21 protein-coding genes are annotated in these 15,399 nt (G+C 26.0%); 19 read left to right on the top strand and 2 right to left on the bottom strand.

Going from position 1 to position 15,399, the window contains the following annotated elements; all coding sequences use genetic code 11:
* Window positions 1–17 precede the first annotated feature (17 nt).
* The gene (locus I2E98_RS07670) at window positions 18–1,022 is read left to right on the top strand and encodes a polysaccharide deacetylase family protein (protein ID WP_195468363.1); all 1,005 of its coding nucleotides are present in this window, start codon (window positions 18–20) and stop codon (window positions 1,020–1,022) included.
* 31 nt (window positions 1,023–1,053) lie between these two features.
* On the opposite strand, the gene I2E98_RS07665 is transcribed toward I2E98_RS07670, so the two are convergent.
* Complete coding sequence (locus I2E98_RS07665; RefSeq protein WP_195468362.1) at window positions 1,054–1,611, bottom strand: CYTH domain-containing protein; 558 nt, start codon at window positions 1,609–1,611, stop codon at window positions 1,054–1,056.
* A 216-nt stretch (window positions 1,612–1,827) separates the two neighbouring features.
* Between I2E98_RS07665 and I2E98_RS07660 the strand changes: the two genes are divergently transcribed.
* The 11 genes from I2E98_RS07660 to I2E98_RS07610 all read left to right on the top strand — a co-directional run bounded on the left by I2E98_RS07660 (window position 1,828) and on the right by I2E98_RS07610 (window position 9,330).
* Window positions 1,828–2,190, top strand: a complete 363-nt coding sequence (locus I2E98_RS07660; RefSeq protein ID WP_195468361.1) for a GntR family transcriptional regulator — start codon at window positions 1,828–1,830, stop codon at window positions 2,188–2,190.
* A gap of 4 nt (window positions 2,191–2,194) precedes the next feature.
* Complete coding sequence (locus I2E98_RS07655; protein ID WP_195468360.1) at window positions 2,195–3,067, top strand: ABC transporter ATP-binding protein; 873 nt, start codon at window positions 2,195–2,197, stop codon at window positions 3,065–3,067.
* Window position 3,068: 1 nt separating this feature from the next.
* On the top strand, window positions 3,069–3,815 hold the full coding sequence (locus I2E98_RS07650; protein WP_195468359.1) for a hypothetical protein: 747 nt from the start codon (window positions 3,069–3,071) through the stop codon (window positions 3,813–3,815).
* Window positions 3,816–3,868: 53 nt separating this feature from the next.
* Window positions 3,869–4,315: a type II 3-dehydroquinate dehydratase gene (aroQ, locus tag I2E98_RS07645; protein ID WP_195468358.1), complete on the top strand. Its 447-nt coding sequence runs from the start codon at window positions 3,869–3,871 to the stop codon at window positions 4,313–4,315.
* 148 nt (window positions 4,316–4,463) lie between these two features.
* A complete protein-coding gene (locus I2E98_RS07640; protein ID WP_195468357.1) occupies window positions 4,464–4,832 on the top strand; it encodes a sulfite exporter TauE/SafE family protein in 369 nt (122 codons plus the stop codon).
* A complete protein-coding gene (locus I2E98_RS07635; RefSeq protein WP_195468356.1) occupies window positions 4,832–5,209 on the top strand; it encodes a sulfite exporter TauE/SafE family protein in 378 nt (125 codons plus the stop codon). Before I2E98_RS07640 ends, I2E98_RS07635 begins: the two co-directional genes overlap by 1 nt.
* 160 nt (window positions 5,210–5,369) lie before the next feature.
* Window positions 5,370–5,909, top strand: coding sequence for a DUF4342 domain-containing protein (locus I2E98_RS07630; protein ID WP_195468355.1), 540 nt, complete (start codon window positions 5,370–5,372; stop codon window positions 5,907–5,909).
* A gap of 146 nt (window positions 5,910–6,055) precedes the next feature.
* Window positions 6,056–6,604, top strand: a complete 549-nt coding sequence (locus I2E98_RS07625) for a ubiquitin (protein ID WP_195468354.1) — start codon at window positions 6,056–6,058, stop codon at window positions 6,602–6,604.
* A complete protein-coding gene (locus I2E98_RS07620) occupies window positions 6,604–7,284 on the top strand; it encodes a response regulator transcription factor (RefSeq protein ID WP_195468353.1) in 681 nt (226 codons plus the stop codon). Before I2E98_RS07625 ends, I2E98_RS07620 begins: the two co-directional genes overlap by 1 nt.
* Entirely contained in the window at window positions 7,277–8,533 is a 1,257-nt protein-coding gene (locus I2E98_RS07615) for a HAMP domain-containing sensor histidine kinase (protein WP_195468352.1), read from the top strand. Before I2E98_RS07620 ends, I2E98_RS07615 begins: the two co-directional genes overlap by 8 nt.
* A 29-nt stretch (window positions 8,534–8,562) precedes the next feature.
* Window positions 8,563–9,330 carry a TIM barrel protein gene (locus I2E98_RS07610; RefSeq protein WP_195468351.1) on the top strand — a complete coding sequence of 256 codons (768 nt, stop codon included), beginning with the start codon at window positions 8,563–8,565 and terminating at the stop codon, window positions 9,328–9,330.
* 50 nt (window positions 9,331–9,380) lie between these two features.
* On the opposite strand, the gene I2E98_RS07605 is transcribed toward I2E98_RS07610, so the two are convergent.
* On the bottom strand, window positions 9,381–10,385 hold the full coding sequence (locus I2E98_RS07605; protein WP_195468350.1) for an AraC family transcriptional regulator: 1,005 nt from the start codon (window positions 10,383–10,385) through the stop codon (window positions 9,381–9,383).
* 265 nt (window positions 10,386–10,650) lie between these two features.
* Between I2E98_RS07605 and I2E98_RS16010 the strand changes: the two genes are divergently transcribed.
* From I2E98_RS16010 to I2E98_RS07570, 7 genes are all read left to right on the top strand, one after another.
* Window positions 10,651–10,788, top strand: a complete 138-nt coding sequence (locus I2E98_RS16010) for a hypothetical protein (protein ID WP_243251020.1) — start codon at window positions 10,651–10,653, stop codon at window positions 10,786–10,788.
* 92 nt (window positions 10,789–10,880) lie between these two features.
* A complete protein-coding gene (locus I2E98_RS07595) occupies window positions 10,881–11,501 on the top strand; it encodes a hypothetical protein (RefSeq protein WP_195468399.1) in 621 nt (206 codons plus the stop codon).
* A gap of 15 nt (window positions 11,502–11,516) precedes the next feature.
* Window positions 11,517–12,446: a hypothetical protein gene (locus tag I2E98_RS07590; protein WP_195468349.1), complete on the top strand. Its 930-nt coding sequence runs from the start codon at window positions 11,517–11,519 to the stop codon at window positions 12,444–12,446.
* 614 nt (window positions 12,447–13,060) lie between these two features.
* A complete protein-coding gene (locus I2E98_RS07585) occupies window positions 13,061–13,414 on the top strand; it encodes an SMI1/KNR4 family protein (RefSeq protein ID WP_195468348.1) in 354 nt (117 codons plus the stop codon).
* A 736-nt stretch (window positions 13,415–14,150) separates the two neighbouring features.
* The gene (locus tag I2E98_RS07580; protein WP_195468347.1) at window positions 14,151–14,315 is read left to right on the top strand and encodes a hypothetical protein; all 165 of its coding nucleotides are present in this window, start codon (window positions 14,151–14,153) and stop codon (window positions 14,313–14,315) included.
* 1 nt (window position 14,316) lies between these two features.
* The gene (locus I2E98_RS07575; RefSeq protein WP_195468346.1) at window positions 14,317–14,880 is read left to right on the top strand and encodes a zeta toxin family protein; all 564 of its coding nucleotides are present in this window, start codon (window positions 14,317–14,319) and stop codon (window positions 14,878–14,880) included.
* A 186-nt stretch (window positions 14,881–15,066) separates the two neighbouring features.
* Entirely contained in the window at window positions 15,067–15,276 is a 210-nt protein-coding gene (locus I2E98_RS07570) for a hypothetical protein (protein ID WP_195468345.1), read from the top strand.
* Window positions 15,277–15,399 lie beyond the last annotated feature (123 nt).

Raw genomic sequence — 15,399 nt, 5'->3', positions numbered from 1 at the left:
GAGGAAAGTATAGAATCATGGGTCAAAGAAGGAAAAGAGTTAACAGAAAGAAAAAAAGAAAAAGAAATCAAGAAATTTTACTAGCAGGTATTTTAATGGTAGTTGGAATATTTGTAGGTATAAAATTTATTCCTAAACATCAACAAGAAAATGTACAAATTACAAATCCCAATGATAATAAAGATGGGACAAGTGATAATACAGAATCTAATAATAAAAATGAATTAGAAAATAATAAAGATGAAGCAAATGACAAAGATAAAGTGGATAATAATAAGTTAGATAATAGTGGATATCTATCATTTGAGGAAGATCCTAATGCAGATGATGCAGCCATGGTTGCTGAAAATACTAAAGGACTTTTAAATGGAACTAAACATTATCCAGTAAGAACAGATGGTAAAAAAGTTGTATATTTAACTTTTGATGATGGACCATCAACAACAAATACTCCACAAGTATTAGATATATTAGATAAATATAATGTTAAGGCAACATTCTTTGTTTTAGGATCATCAATAGATAAGAATGATCAAGCCAAACAGGTATTAAAAGAAGAAGTTAAGAGAGGACATGCAATAGGTAACCATACATACGGACATGATTATTCATATCTATATCCTAATGGAGTAATGAATGTAAATAATATTGTATCAGACCTTGAAAAAAGTCAAAATTCAATGAAAGCAGTATTAGGTAAAGATTTCTCAACAAGAGTTATTAGATTACCAGGTGGATATTGGTCATGGGAAGGTCGTACAGCTATGAAAGCTGAAATGGAGAAGGATGGGTATTACAATGTTGATTGGAATGCATTAGATAAGGATGCTGAAGGCTCAAAGAAAAATGCAGATCAGTTAGTAGAGTGTACTAAAGAAACAGTTGAAGCTTTAGGACCTAATGCAGATAGTGTAGTTTTATTAATGCATGATACATATGGAAAGGAAGAAACAGTTAAAGCTCTTCCAAGGATAATAGAATATTTACAAAGCAAAGGTTTTGAATTTAGAACAATTAAATAAAAAAATGCCCACGAAAGTGGGTATTTTTTTATTATCTTCCTTTAATTTTACCTTCAATTCCTCTTTCAGCTAAAATTTCATAGATAGTTTTAGATGTAGTATCAGCTAAAGTGTATCCAATTAATTTTAGAGTTTCTTCAAGTTTTTCCTCAGAAGTAGTTTCAATTTCTAAATAAGGAAATGGGCAAAAATTTTTATCATTAATATCAATTTCAATTAAAGAATCATTAATTTTATAACTTTCTCTATATTTAGAAATAGATTCTTGGAGTACAAGCCCTAAAGATTTAAATATTCTTCTAGCCATTTCTCCATCTTCTACTATAGTTTCATTTTCTTCCATGACTTTAAATGTACCTTGACTTAACATTTTTTTAGTAGTCATAAAGACAGTTTCTTTTCCAGTAAGCCTATCGATAGTAGTTCTAACTCTAGCATATCCTTTGGCAGTTAAAAGTCTACCATCTTCAAAATCATATATTTCATTAACTTGATCTTCAGATTTAATCTTAATTGCACCTAAAGATTCCATTTTATTTCTAATATCATCAACGTCGATATCCATTACTCTAGTTTCTAATTCTTTCATTGATAATGCTCCTTTCAATTTTAAAATAGCAATGTTTATATTATACAATAAATAATATAGAAATAAGAAATAAAAAGAAATTTAATATAAAGGTTTTTATAATTTTAGAAAAAAAATACAGTAAAATATTGACAAAACACTTTAATAGTCATATAGTTAATTATATAAGTAATTAACTGATTAACTAACTAAGAGAAGGGAGGGTAAAAATATAATATGATTATAGAGTTTAATAATGATATTCCCATTTACATTCAAATAGCTCAGTCAATAGAGGATAATATTATAAAAGGAATATTCAAAGAGGATGAGATGATACCATCAACTACAGAAATATCAGTAAAGTATAAAATTAATCCTGCTACTGTAGGAAAGGGATTTAACATTTTAGTTGATGAAGGAATTATATATAAAAAAAGAGGTGTTGGGATGTTTGTTTCTAAAGGAAGTAAAGAGATATTAATGAATAAAAGAAAAGAAAGCTTTTTTAATAATTATATAGTTGCACTTTTAGATGAGGCAAAGAAACTAAATATATCAATAGAAGATATTATAAAAATGATTAGTAAAGAGAGGTAAGAATATGGCTATAATAGAGGTTAAAAAGGTCAATAAAATCTATAATAAAAAACAAGTTTTAAAAGATATAAATATAAAATTTGAAGAAAATAAAATTTATGGGCTGCTAGGAAGAAATGGAGCAGGAAAAACAACTTTATTAAATTTAATTACTGATAGAGCAATAGTAGATTCAGGTGAAATTACAATTGATGGCGAAAATGTATATGAAAATGATAATGCTTTAGAAAAGATATATTTTATGACTGAAAGAACTCTTTATCCAGAAGATTTTAAAGTAAAAGATGTATTTAAATGGACTAAAGAATTTTACAGTAATTTTGATAGCAAGTATGCCTTAGAATTATCAAAGAAATTTAGTTTAAATATTAATACTAAAATAAAGAATCTTTCAACGGGATATAATTCAATATGCAAAATAATAACTACACTTGCTTCAAATGCAGAAATTTTAATATTTGATGAGCCAGTACTAGGACTTGATGCAAATCATAGAGAATTATTTTATAAAGAATTAATGGAAAACTATATTGAAAAACCTAAAACTATAATTTTATCTACTCATATTATTGAAGAGGTTTCAAATTTAATAGAAAAGGTAATTATTTTGAATAATAACAAAATTATTAGTAGTGATGAAGCTGAAGAATTATTAGATAAGTCATATACAGTTTCTGGATTAACTGAAAATATAGATAAGTTTATAAGTGCAAAAAATATAGTTAATATTGAGGAGATAACATCATTTAAATCTGCTACTATAATAGGTAATTTAACTAATGAAGATAAAAAGTTAGCAGAAGATTTAGATTTAAAATTTTCAAAGGTTGAATTACAAAAGTTATTTATATATTTAACTGAAAAGGAGGAGGTTTAAGATGAAAAGTTTAAAGATTGCAAAGATGAATATTGAGGGGATTGTGAAAGCGAGCATAATATATTATTGTATATTTGTTTGTGTAATAATAGGACTAATAGCTGTATCAGGTGGTAGAAGTTCAATGTCTGGTGTAGAATTTTCAACTGTAATTTTCTTATTTGTTTGTGGATTAAATTCATTTAAATCAAATTTTTATTTTGCTAAGAGTAATGGTATATCAAGAAAAACATTTATTAAAGGATTATTAATATCAAGCATTCCAATATCCTTAGTTATGTCAATTATAGATGTTATAATTAATAGAATAAGTAATATTTTTATTAAGAACCCAACACTTTATGACATGGCTTATGGAAATTTAGTTGGAATCATAGGAGATATTCATAATGGATCTTGGACACAAAGTAATAGCTTAAGTACTATTTTTAATACAATTTTATTTCAATTTTCTTTATGTTTACTAGTTTATGTAATTGGAATAGTTATTAACATGATTTATTATAGATCTAATAAATATTTAAAAGTATTAGTATCAGTTATTCCAGTAGTATTCATAATATTTAATGCTAATTTTTCTATAACAAATCCTAGATTAATGATGAAAATAAATGAATTTCTTGATTATATTTTTGGATTTAATCCAGTAAATGTTTTTGCTTGTATAACTACATTTTTAGTATTAGTAGTAATATTATCTGGAGTTGCATTTTTGTTAATTAGAAAGGCTATAATTAAAGAAAGATAGAATTAAAATAAAAAAAATAGATGTTGTAAAAGTGCATATAGGAGGAATAAGTTATGAAGTTTATGATAATAAATGGTCCTAATATAAATATGATAGGTGTTAGAGAAAAAGGAATATATGGATCAAAGAGTTTTACTGAAATATGTGAATATATAAAAGAAGAAGGAGAAAAGAGAGGATACGAAGTCACTTTACTTCAAAGTAATTGTGAAGGAACTATGATAGATTTCTTACAAAGAGCATACTTTGAAAAGTTTGATGGTGTTGTTATAAATCCAGGTGCATATACTCACTACAGCATAGCTTTACATGATGCTATAAAAGGAAATACTGGAATTCCAACAGTTGAAGTTCATATTTCAAATGTGCATGCTAGAGAAGAGTTTAGAAAAGAGTCTAAGACGGCCCCAGCTTGTATAGGGCAAATATGTGGATTCGGTGAAAAAGGTTATGTTTTAGCTATGGAAGCTTTAGAAGACTATATAACTAAAAATAAGTAAGACTTTAGTAAAAAAAGGCTGTTGCAATAATATGCACAGCCTTTTTAATAAATATTTATTAAGAATAACTGTATAATATTATTTTAAATAATCTATCACTAATTAAAACAATATGAATTGGTTAAAATACAATTAGGTGGTGAGTAAGATGGAAAATAAAAAAAAGAGTTTTAATATAAAAAATTCTTTAATAGGCTTATTTACAGGGTTCATAAATGGATCTTTTGGTTCAGGTGGAGGCACTCTTTTAGTACCAATTTTAAATGATATTATTAAGTTAGAAGAGCATAAATCACATGCCACAGCACTAGCTATAATAGTATTTTTAACCGGGGCAAGTTCAGCAGTTTATATTTTTAAAGGTACTTATGATTTTCAGTTGACATGGAGAGTTGCAATAGGAAGTATAGTAGGTGGGATTATTGGAGCTAAATTATTATCTAAAGTTACAGGAAAATTTTTAAGAATAATTTTTGGAATAATAATGATAATAGCTGCATTTAGGATGGTGTTTTAATGATATATACAATAATAGGTTTTTTTGCAGGAATAATTGGTGGAATGGGAATGGGAGGAGGAACTATTCTTATACCTGCTTTAATTATGTTTGTAAAAATTGATCCTAAAATCGCTCAAAGTATTAATTTACTGTCATCTATACCAATGGCTATTTTTGCTCTTATAATCCATATTAAAAATAAAAATGTTATACTTAAGTTAGTAATACCAATAGCTTTATTTGGAGTTTTAGGTTCTATTGTAGGTGCCTTTTTAGCAAATTATTTGTCTTCTGAAATATTAAAGAAAGCTTTTGGTATTTTTTTATTTGTAGTTGGATGCTTTGAAATAAAAAAAGGACTTTCTCAAAAACAAGTTAAGAAGCGTCCTAAATAATAATTTCTATAAGATGTGTTAATAAGAAATATAGGTATTTTATATTAATAAATATAATTTTTAATCTAATTTTAATCTTTCTTATATTTTAGATTAATTTACTAAAAGTATTATATAACCATAGTAAATGAGAAAAACAAATTTCGGGAGGGTTATATAAATGGAAAGAAATGAAATGATTAAAAAATTAATGGAGAAAGCTCATGTAACTTATGAAGAAGCACAAGAGGTATTAGAAAAATGTAATTGGGATCTTTTAGATGCAATAATATATCTAGAGAGAAGTGGAAAAGTAGAAAATAATTATACTACAACTATTATTGAAATAAAAGAAGAGGACCAAAAGAAAGAAGATAGTACTAAAAAAAAGCACGAAAGCTATGGTGGAATTGGAGAAGTTATTGGAAGAATATTTAAAGGTTTAGGAAAGATTATATCTAAAGGGAATAAGAATTATTTTGAAGTTAAAAAAGATAATGAAAAACCAATAAGAATATCATTAACAATTTCAATACTTTTATTATTATTCTTTATGCCACCGACTGTAATATTATTAATAATAGGTTTATTCTGTGGATATAAGTATTCAGTGGGAGGACCTAATATGAATTGTGATGGAGTAAATGATGTTTTTGAAAAAGTATCAGAATCAGCAGATACTATAAAAAAAGATTTTAAAAAAGGATATGAAGGAAACTAGAATATTAAAAGAAATAGGCTTTGAATATAATTCAAGGTCTTTTTCTTTTTATGAAATCTTTAGAAATATCTTGCCAAATGGTATAATTTAATAAATAAGGATATAATTAAATTAGTTGTTATTAAATAAAAGATGGAGGAGCATTTGTGGATAAACTTAATCTTGTAGAAAAGTTAAGGGAAAAGACAGGAATAACATATGAAGATGCAAAAAGGGTATTAGAAATAAATAATTGGGATATACTTGATGCTATTTTAGAGTTGGAGAAGGAAGGAAAAGTAAAAGCACCTTCTGTTAGTATATTTTATACTAATGAATATAAGGAAAGTTATGAAGAAGAAAATACAGAATCTAACTTTGAGGAAGTTAAAAAAGATAGTAATTATAAATCTAATAGTACCTTTGAGGGAATTTTTGAGGCTATATGTAAGTTTATAGATAACTGTAATAATATTTTTATAGAAATAAAAGGTAAAAATAATTTCTTTTTAAAATTTCCACTTACAGTAGTTATTGTTCTTTTAATATTTGGATTTTGGCTACTAATACCTTTGATTGTTATTGGATTATTTTTAGATATAGAATTTTCTGTAGAATCTAAGAAGATTAATACAGATAAAGTTAATGATATATTAAGTAAAATATCAAAAGAAGTGCAGAAGATTAAAGCAAAAGGGAAAGGTGGAGAAAGGTAATGATTAAGATTTTAATAGTTGAAGATGAAGAAAAAATAGCAAGATTTATAGAGTTAGAGCTAGTTCATGAAGGGTATAAAGTAGTAAAAGTTAATAATGGTAGAGAAGGTCTTGAAATTGCTGAAAAGGGTGAGGTAGATTTAGTACTTTTAGATGTAATGCTACCAGAACTTAATGGTCTCGAAGTATTAAGAAGGCTTAGAAAAAGTTCTGATATACCAGTAATAATGCTAACTGCAAGGGATGCTGTTATGGACAAAGTATCAGGTCTTGATGCCGGTGCAGATGATTATATAACAAAACCTTTTGCAATTGAAGAATTACTTGCAAGAGTAAGAAATGCTCTAAAAAAGAGAATAGTTACTGTAAAAAAAGATGAAGATGTATTAAAGTGTGGTTTACTATCTTTAGATAAATTAAGGCATAAAGTACTTTATGATAATACAGAAATTGAATTAACTAATAGAGAATTTATGCTTTTAAAAATATTAATGGAAAATAAAAATATAGTTTTAACTAGAGATGTACTTATGGAAAAAGTATGTGGTTATGACTATGTTGGAGAAACGAATGTAATAGATGTATATATACGATATTTAAGAACAAAAATTGATGATAAATTTAATGTTAAAATAATTACTACAGTTCGTGGAGTAGGATACGTAATAAAAGATGAGTAGAATAAGAAAAACAAAAAATGTTACATCTATTGCAATAAAGCTTAATGCTATACAAGTAAGAGATTTGTTTTTTAAATTTCTTATAATTGATACTATTTTAATGGCAATTTTAATAGGGCTATGGTGTATTGATTCTGAGAAAAACTTTTATGGAGAATTAGTAAATAATGCTGAAAGAACAATTAATTTTTATCCCATAGAAACAGCAACTTATACAGTAATATGGGATGATGGAAAAACTATGGTTAAGGCCGCTAGTTATTTTTTATATAATCTAAGAAAAATAATAATAATAATTGGAATATTAGAAGGTATATTTTTATTAGAAGAAATAATATTGGGAACAGCAAGAGTTAGAAAAATATTAAAGCCTCTTAATGAAATAGCAGAAACAGCAGAGAGGCTTAGTAATATGGTATTTGATGAAGAAAAGTTCCATAGTTTAGAAGATGCTATATCAAAAATTAGTCCAGTTGCTTCTGATGAAAGAATTCATATTGGAGATAGTGAGTTTAAGGGGTTAGAGGATGCTATTAACAAATTGTTAGATAGAATGAGGGATTCTTATAGACAGCAAGCTAGGTTTGTATCAGATGCTTCACATGAACTTAGAACTCCTATTTCAGTAATTCAAGGTTATGCCAATATGCTTGATAGATGGGGAAAAAGTGATGAAAGTGTATTAGATGAATCTATTACAGCTATAAAGTCTGAATCAGAAAATATGAAAAATTTAGTTGAGCAATTATTATTCTTAGCAAGGGGTATTAATGGGAAAACACAGCTTACTATTAAAGAATTTTCACTTAGTAATATGATTAAGGAAGTTGTAGAAGAGTCTAAAATGATAGATGATAAACATGTATACAGTTATATTAATTTAGAAGATGTTAATGTTTATGGAGATGTGGGGCTTCTTAAGCAAACTGCTAGAATATTAGTTGAAAATGCGGCTAAATATACAGAATCAGGAGAAAATATAATACTTAAAACAGGAAGAAGTAATAATGGAGAACCTTATTTTTCTGTACAAGATAATGGAATAGGAATGGATATGAAGGATATACCTCATATATTTGAGAGATTCTTTAGAGCTGATACAGCAAGAGTTAGGAAAAATGGAGGTACAGGTCTTGGATTATCTATAGCTAAATGGATCATTGATAATCATAATGGATATTTTAGTGTTTTAAGTAGAAAAGAAATAGGGACAAGAATAACGGTGTATTTACCTGAAAAACAAATATAAAAATTAAACTAAAGAGAGAGTATATAAATATGGGAAAAATATATGTATCACAGCTTTTTTCTGATGATAGAGTTAGTGAGATATTAAATCAGTATGAAATTGGACTTGAAATAATTGAGTTTGGAATAGGATATACTTTAGATAAAGATGATAATGGAGTAGTGGAGTATTGCGAAAGAATGGGGGATTTAATAAAGGGAAGATCTTTATCTATACATGGCCCATTTTTAGATTTAAATACAGCAAGCTTTGATAGCATGATTAAGCAAGCTACATTAACTCGTTATAATCAAGCATATTCTGTAGCTAAAAAATTAGGAGCAGATAGACTAGTTTTTCATTCATGTTATTATGAAGATATATATTTCAAGGAAACATATATAAATAATTCCTTAGAATTTTGGAATGAGTTTTTAAGTGATAAAGATGCAAGTGTAAAGATATATATTGAAAATATGTATGAAAAAGATCTATCTGTTTTAAAAGAACTTGTTGATAAAGTGAATAATAATATTTTTTCTATATGTTTAGATATAGGTCATGCTAATTGTTATTCTAATCAATCATTAGAAGAGATAATTAAGTTATTAGGCAATAGAATAGGACATTTACATTTAAGCAATAATGATGGCAAAAAAGATAGTCATTGTGGATTTAATAATGGAAATATTGATGTTATAAATACTTTGAATTTAATAGATAAATATTGTGATAATCCTTCAATGACAATTGAAGTAACTAGCTTTATTGAAGCAATTGAATCAATTGGAATTATAATGGAGAGAAATAAAAAGTGAAAAGAGTTCCTTCTTAGATAGTATATTTAAGAAGGAACTTTATTATAGGATTAAATTTTAAGTTTTCTAAAGGCCAAGGGAGTTTTGCCGTGTGTCTTTTTAAACATTTTAACAAAATTGCCGCTATAATTATATCCAAGCTGTTTAGCTATCTCATCAATACTTAAGTCAGTTGTAGATAATAAATTTTCGGCTAGTGTCATTCTAATAGAATTAGTATATTGACTAATTGACATATGATATTTTGCTGAAAATCCAGCCTTTAATTTTTGCTCATTTAAAAATACCATTTTACTTAAAGCTTTAATAGTTGGTGGATTACAGGCTTCTTCCGTTAATATATCATGGGCTTTTTGTATTGCATGTGCATCTGATGCAGTTAATGTAATATATCTATCTTTTCCTATTTTTATCTCTCCATAATTTAATTGATTAGTAAAAACATTTTCTGGAGAAGAGTATATTTCGTTATAAAGTAAGGCAATACACTCTAATATCTTGCTTTCTAAATATATAGGAGTTATTTTATCAACTTCGGACATACTTCTTAATCCTTGAATAATAGAAGATATTTCAAGTGGCAAATATCTATAAGTATAGTTACTAATAAAATTATCAAAATCTATAGTTTTAGGAAAATTAGGTCTTATTATTTCATCAAAGTATTTTTTATAAATTGTTATTTCAGCACCATGAAAGTGTTGTCCTTTTCTCCAAGTTTGCTTTCCTTTTATTCCCTTCTCAGATACAAAAAAAGAAGAGGGACTAAAAGAAGAGATAGGATTATCCTCAATTTCAAATTGTGTTTCTCCAGTATAGACAGTTCCAAATCTCATTAAGTGCTCATTGTGTTCAAAAGAGATAGAAAAATCATTACATATAGTATAATCACCTATTTCAAATTCATAATAATCTTCTCGGCTATATTTAATAAAATATCCTAGTTCAGGCCTATTTTCATTTTTATAAATTGTATAGTTTTCTAATTTAAAAGGAGTAAATGTCATTTTATTTAAAACTTCATTTTGAAATTCCTTTGTTGTTTTGGAAATCATGATTCACCTCAATATTAGTAAATTGTATTACTAAATAATATAACATAAAAAATAATTTAATTTTATTATTTTATTATTATTTCTTAGATTTAAAGTTATATATTTAATGCTAATATATAAATCAAGGTTTATAGTATGAGTCAGCTAAGGTGACATAATTGGATTAATAGACAATTATGGAAATAGAGTGGTAAAATATAGTAAAAAGAAACTCGCTACTCATATGAATTCGTAGGAGTAAGTTTGAAGAGCAAAATCAAAGATTTTGATTCTCACTTATAGATGGGGAAAACTAGAGAGCATAACAGGAGAGTTAAGCGAAAGTGTAGGAAAGAAAAATCCATATAGGTATAGAGGATATAGGTATGATACTGAAACAGGATTATATTATTTAAATAGATAAAGAAACTCACTATTCACATTCGTTCATAGGAGCAACTTCTATTAACTAAATCAAAGATTTAGAATATCAGTTATAATCCAGAGTGGTGTCGTATGTTAAATGCAGACGCTATAGGTGTAGTGACTAGCTCTCTTGATGATTTAACGGATAAAAATTTATTTGCATATTGTGATAATAATCCAATTGTAAGAAGAGATTCTAGTGGGTATATTTGGGAGACGGTTTTAGATATAGCATCTTTAGCTGCGAGTCTAGGAGAAGTTGTGAAGAGTCCAACTGATTCATGGGCTTGGGCTGGTTTAGCTGGAGATACAATAGATTTACTTCCTTTTGTAACTGGTGTAGGAGAAGCAACAAGAGCAGTTAAAACTTTAAGTAAAGCAGATGAAGTTATTGATACTGCTAAGACAGCAATTAAATTTCTTAATAAAAATAGCGATATTAAAAAAGCAACAGGAGCTTATATAATAACTTTTAAAAGTGGAAAGGCTTATGTTGGAAAAGGTGGAATTAATAGAATGTTAACTTCAGCTATAAGTAAAAGTGAAAAATATGCAGATGAAGTAACCAAAATGAAGTGGATTAAAGCTAAGACAAATAGAGAAGCTTTTATTTTAGAATATAGAATTCAAAAAAAGTTAGGTTATGGTAAAAAAACAATATTGTATAATAAGATTTGGAGTCCAGGAAAAAAATATTTTAGTAAATGGTAAAAGAAGGGGAAGTATATGAGAGCTAGAAGTTATAGAGATGGATTTGCTTTTATGTCAATAGATAACTCAGATAAAGAAAACAGAGCAATTATTATTTTGAATAATAAAAAACAACAAGAATATATACATTATATTAATAAAAATAAAATTGAAAAAGCGAGAATTTTATTAGATAATTTAGAAATTCTTAATCAATGTAAAGAGTTGAAATATTTATTAATAGAACCAATAGATAGTGCAGGCGATAATTTTGACTTTTCACCACTATACAATTTAGAAAATGTAAAATTATTAAGGTTTAAAAATATTTACGGTAATAAAGATAGATATAGTACTACAATAGATTTATCGAGAGTAAAAGGATTAGAGGATTTAGTATTAGATATTAATAAAAAAACTTTAAATTACAATAATATAGATACATTAAAATCTTTGTATGTAAAAGGACTTAAAAGTAATAACTTGAATGAATTGTTTACATCTAAAATACTAGATACATTAACTATTCTACAATGTGGAATAAAATCATTAGATGGAATAGAAATAACTCAAAATTTAACCTGTTTATATCTATATTATAATAGAAATTTAAAAGATATATCATCTTTAATAAAAAACAAGAAAACTTTAAAGGCATTAAGAATTGAGAATTGTCCTAAAATCGAAGATTTTTCAGTATTGGCTGAATTAGAAAATCTAGAATTATTAGAGTTAAGTGGTAAGAATCACTTACCAAATTTAAATTTTTTAAAAAAGATGAAGAATCTAAAAACATTCGTATTTAATATGTATGTAGATGATGGTGATTTAGAACAATGTAAAAACTTAAGTTATGTTTATTCTGAAATAGATAGAAAACATTATAACGTAAAGGATAAAGATTTACCAAAAGGAAAATATTACAGGGGAAATGAAGATATAGACTTATGGAGAAGATTAGAGTAGTGTTTTAAGATATTAAATATAAATTTAATTTCAAAAGATAGTGCTTTAGATGAATGGTATAAAAAATTATGTAAATGGATAAGAAAAAATGTTCCTAGAACAGAGCTAGTTGATACTTGGGGAGTACGTAAAGAATATATTTCTAAACCACTTATTGATTTGTTTGAACAAGGATATAAGTTAATGTAAACATATTAATAAATGTCTTTGAAGTTTAGATATTAAATAAAAGAATAAAGAAAGAACTTATTGAAAATAAAAACTTTTCAATGAGTTCTTTTTTAACTTCTAATAGATAAATCAAAGATTTAGAGTGTTAGTCACTAGATGTAGTACAATTATATTAATAGACTATTATAGTAATTTTATGGTAAAATGTGTTAAAGGTAATAATAATTCTTTAAAGACAATAAAACCAGATCAATGTTATGCATTCGTAAATAATTAAAAGTACTATTAACTACTATAAAACTTGATATGCAGATTTACTACCCAAAGAGGAGTGCTACTGATATGGGGAGATGCTGTTAATTTAAGAATAGGCAAACAAAATATCACATATAGAAATTTATATCCAATAGATTAAATATTATAGGATGGGATGGTAAATAGTTATGCAAATTGAATTATTAGATAAATTAATGTTGCCAGAAGGGTTTGAATACCCAGAAGCAATCAAAAAAGTAATAAATTTAAATTTAATAGACTTTGACTTATGGTATATTATGGATAAGAAGCAGATGATATATAGGTATGAAGGAATGAAAAAAAGATATCCTAATAGAGTATTAATACCTTTTGCTAGACGAGACGACAATGACGATATTGCTTGCTTTGAATTAAATAAAGGTGATGAAGTACAAATAATACATGATTTTGCATCTTCAGGATATGAACAAAGAAAAGTATATAGTACATTTTGGGATTGGTTTAGAGAGGCAATTGAGGAAATGATTAATTTTGATTAAAATCCAAGTAAATATATTAATAAGATTAATTCCAATATGTTACAATACAGCTAAAAATTTTACTTAAACTAATTTAAAAACAATATATTAGAAATATAATGATTATACATTAAATAAAAAAATTATTATTGTATAGTAAATATAAAGCAATAATAATCATAGATTGGAGTCAATGTTTCTAAATAAAGAAGCATAGGCTCTTTTTCTATAGTTTAAATCTTAATGGAAATGAGTATTGCTTTAAAATGAAACTCACTATTCACATTTGTTCATAGGAGTAACTTCTATTAACTAAATAAAATATTTATAATACCAGTTATAGTCTAGAATGGTATTGTATGTTAAACGCAGTTAAATATTTGCAAGAAACTTACACCACAAACATAAGTATTGATAAAATTGAATTTTTATGTACTAAAAAATAATAATAAAATTATTTATTTATCTGATTATAATGATGAAATAACAACTAATTCATTTAATGTGCTAAATGAGTTTAATGATTTATTAAAATAACTAAGGATGTGATTAATATGAATTGGAGTTGTTACTGTTTAAAAGAAACTAAGGCTTGTATAAAAAACTTAAACAAATAATTTTTTAAATATACATGCTTAAAATTATTCGTGTTTGCATGGAAGAATTTTCAGTTGTATTTTGTAATAAAAGATATGTATAAAATACATATATAAATAAGGTATAATAAAGTAACTAATTCTTTAGGAGGTATTTGAAAGTGGAAAATAAAGAAGTAAATTTATATGATATATTTCAAAAATATTCATATAGCCAACTAAAACAATTATTTAAAGATGCAAAAACTAAAGAGGAACAAGATTTTTATATGGCATTGTCAAATATACTACTTCAAAAGCAACAATCAAAGGTAATAGGTAAATAGTATGCCAACATATACAATATTTGCAGGAGTCAATGGGTGTGGAAAAACATCAATATATAAATCTGTATATTATGAAGAAAATAAGGGTGAAAAAAGAATAAATACAGATGAAATGGTAGCTCGTATAGGATCGTGGAAAGATAATACGCTACAGTTAAAATGTGCAAGAGAAGCTGTGAAACTTATAAAAGAATATATTGAAAAAGGCATCTCTTTTAATCAAGAAACTACGTTATGTGGTAAAAGTATAATTAAGAATATAAAAAAAGCGAAGTCTAAAGGATTTTATATAGTAGTGAACTATATTGGAGTAGAAAGTTTTGATATAGCTAAAGAAAGAGTTAGATATAGAGTAAGTAAAGGTGGTCATGGGATACCTGATGAAGACATAGAAAGAAGATATTATGAGTCTTTAGAGAATATTAGCCAAATTATTGAAGTTTGTGATGAAGTAAATATATATGATAATACATATAGGTTTAAAGAAATACTTTATTTCAAAGATGGAAATTTAGTTTGGAATGATAAAGAAATACCTAATTGGGCTGAAAAATTAACAAAATAATATTTTTATATAATATACTTAATAAATAATGTCTATAATAAATTAGATAAACAACCATACCTTGCAATTCAAATCATTGAAAATGCTTAGGTATGGTTATTTTTATACTAATATTATCACAAAGTAGGATAACATAGTCTAATTTAAAAAGAAAAAGCGATTAATGTTATTATTAATGGCGAAAATTTGGATTATACACCCGTTAAACTTTCTAATATAGGAAAAAATTATGTTGTTGATGGCAGATATAAAATAATAATTAATAACAATAAAACTAGTAAATTAGAAAATATTATAGAGTGTGTATTAGATGCAAAGGAAACATTTAACTTAGATAGTGGAGAAGAAAGCGGAGAAGGATTAGCTTTCATTAGCTTTACATGTGAAAATATTTAGTTAAGTATAGGCGTTGAAGGAGATATATGTGGAGTTAAATATGAATATATGAAAAATGGATTGCGTATTAAAATTAGTAAAGAAGCTTTAATAAATCAACTTAATATATTTGTTGCATGGATA

This window comes from Clostridium sp. D43t1_170807_H7 (assembly GCF_015555905.1).
GTDB lineage: Bacteria > Bacillota > Clostridia > Clostridiales > Clostridiaceae > Clostridium.
This window is presented reverse-complemented; position numbering and strand designations above follow the sequence as displayed.

Bases quoted from the DNA above. Each gene is read 5' to 3' on its own strand.
- I2E98_RS07615 (WP_195468352.1), top strand. From the start codon at position 7,277: ATGAGTAGAATAAGAAAAACAAAAAATGTTACATCTATTGCAATAAAG.
- I2E98_RS07610 (WP_195468351.1), top strand. From the start codon at position 8,563: ATGGGAAAAATATATGTATCACAGCTTTTTTCTGATGATAGAGTTAGT.
- aroQ (WP_195468358.1), top strand. From the start codon at position 3,869: ATGAAGTTTATGATAATAAATGGTCCTAATATAAATATGATAGGTGTT.
- I2E98_RS07635 (WP_195468356.1), top strand. From the start codon at position 4,832: ATGATATATACAATAATAGGTTTTTTTGCAGGAATAATTGGTGGAATG.
- I2E98_RS07590 (WP_195468349.1), top strand. From the start codon at position 11,517: ATGAGAGCTAGAAGTTATAGAGATGGATTTGCTTTTATGTCAATAGAT.
- I2E98_RS07595 (WP_195468399.1), top strand. From the start codon at position 10,881: ATGTTAAATGCAGACGCTATAGGTGTAGTGACTAGCTCTCTTGATGAT.
- I2E98_RS07660 (WP_195468361.1), top strand. From the start codon at position 1,828: ATGATTATAGAGTTTAATAATGATATTCCCATTTACATTCAAATAGCT.
- I2E98_RS07630 (WP_195468355.1), top strand. From the start codon at position 5,370: ATGGAAAGAAATGAAATGATTAAAAAATTAATGGAGAAAGCTCATGTA.
- I2E98_RS07620 (WP_195468353.1), top strand. From the start codon at position 6,604: ATGATTAAGATTTTAATAGTTGAAGATGAAGAAAAAATAGCAAGATTT.
- I2E98_RS07665 (WP_195468362.1), bottom strand. From the start codon at position 1,611: ATGAAAGAATTAGAAACTAGAGTAATGGATATCGACGTTGATGATATT.
- I2E98_RS07605 (WP_195468350.1), bottom strand. From the start codon at position 10,385: ATGATTTCCAAAACAACAAAGGAATTTCAAAATGAAGTTTTAAATAAA.
- I2E98_RS07670 (WP_195468363.1), top strand. From the start codon at position 18: ATGGGTCAAAGAAGGAAAAGAGTTAACAGAAAGAAAAAAAGAAAAAGA.
- I2E98_RS07650 (WP_195468359.1), top strand. From the start codon at position 3,069: ATGAAAAGTTTAAAGATTGCAAAGATGAATATTGAGGGGATTGTGAAA.
- I2E98_RS07655 (WP_195468360.1), top strand. From the start codon at position 2,195: ATGGCTATAATAGAGGTTAAAAAGGTCAATAAAATCTATAATAAAAAA.
- I2E98_RS07585 (WP_195468348.1), top strand. From the start codon at position 13,061: ATGCAAATTGAATTATTAGATAAATTAATGTTGCCAGAAGGGTTTGAA.
- I2E98_RS07575 (WP_195468346.1), top strand. From the start codon at position 14,317: ATGCCAACATATACAATATTTGCAGGAGTCAATGGGTGTGGAAAAACA.
- I2E98_RS07640 (WP_195468357.1), top strand. From the start codon at position 4,464: ATGGAAAATAAAAAAAAGAGTTTTAATATAAAAAATTCTTTAATAGGC.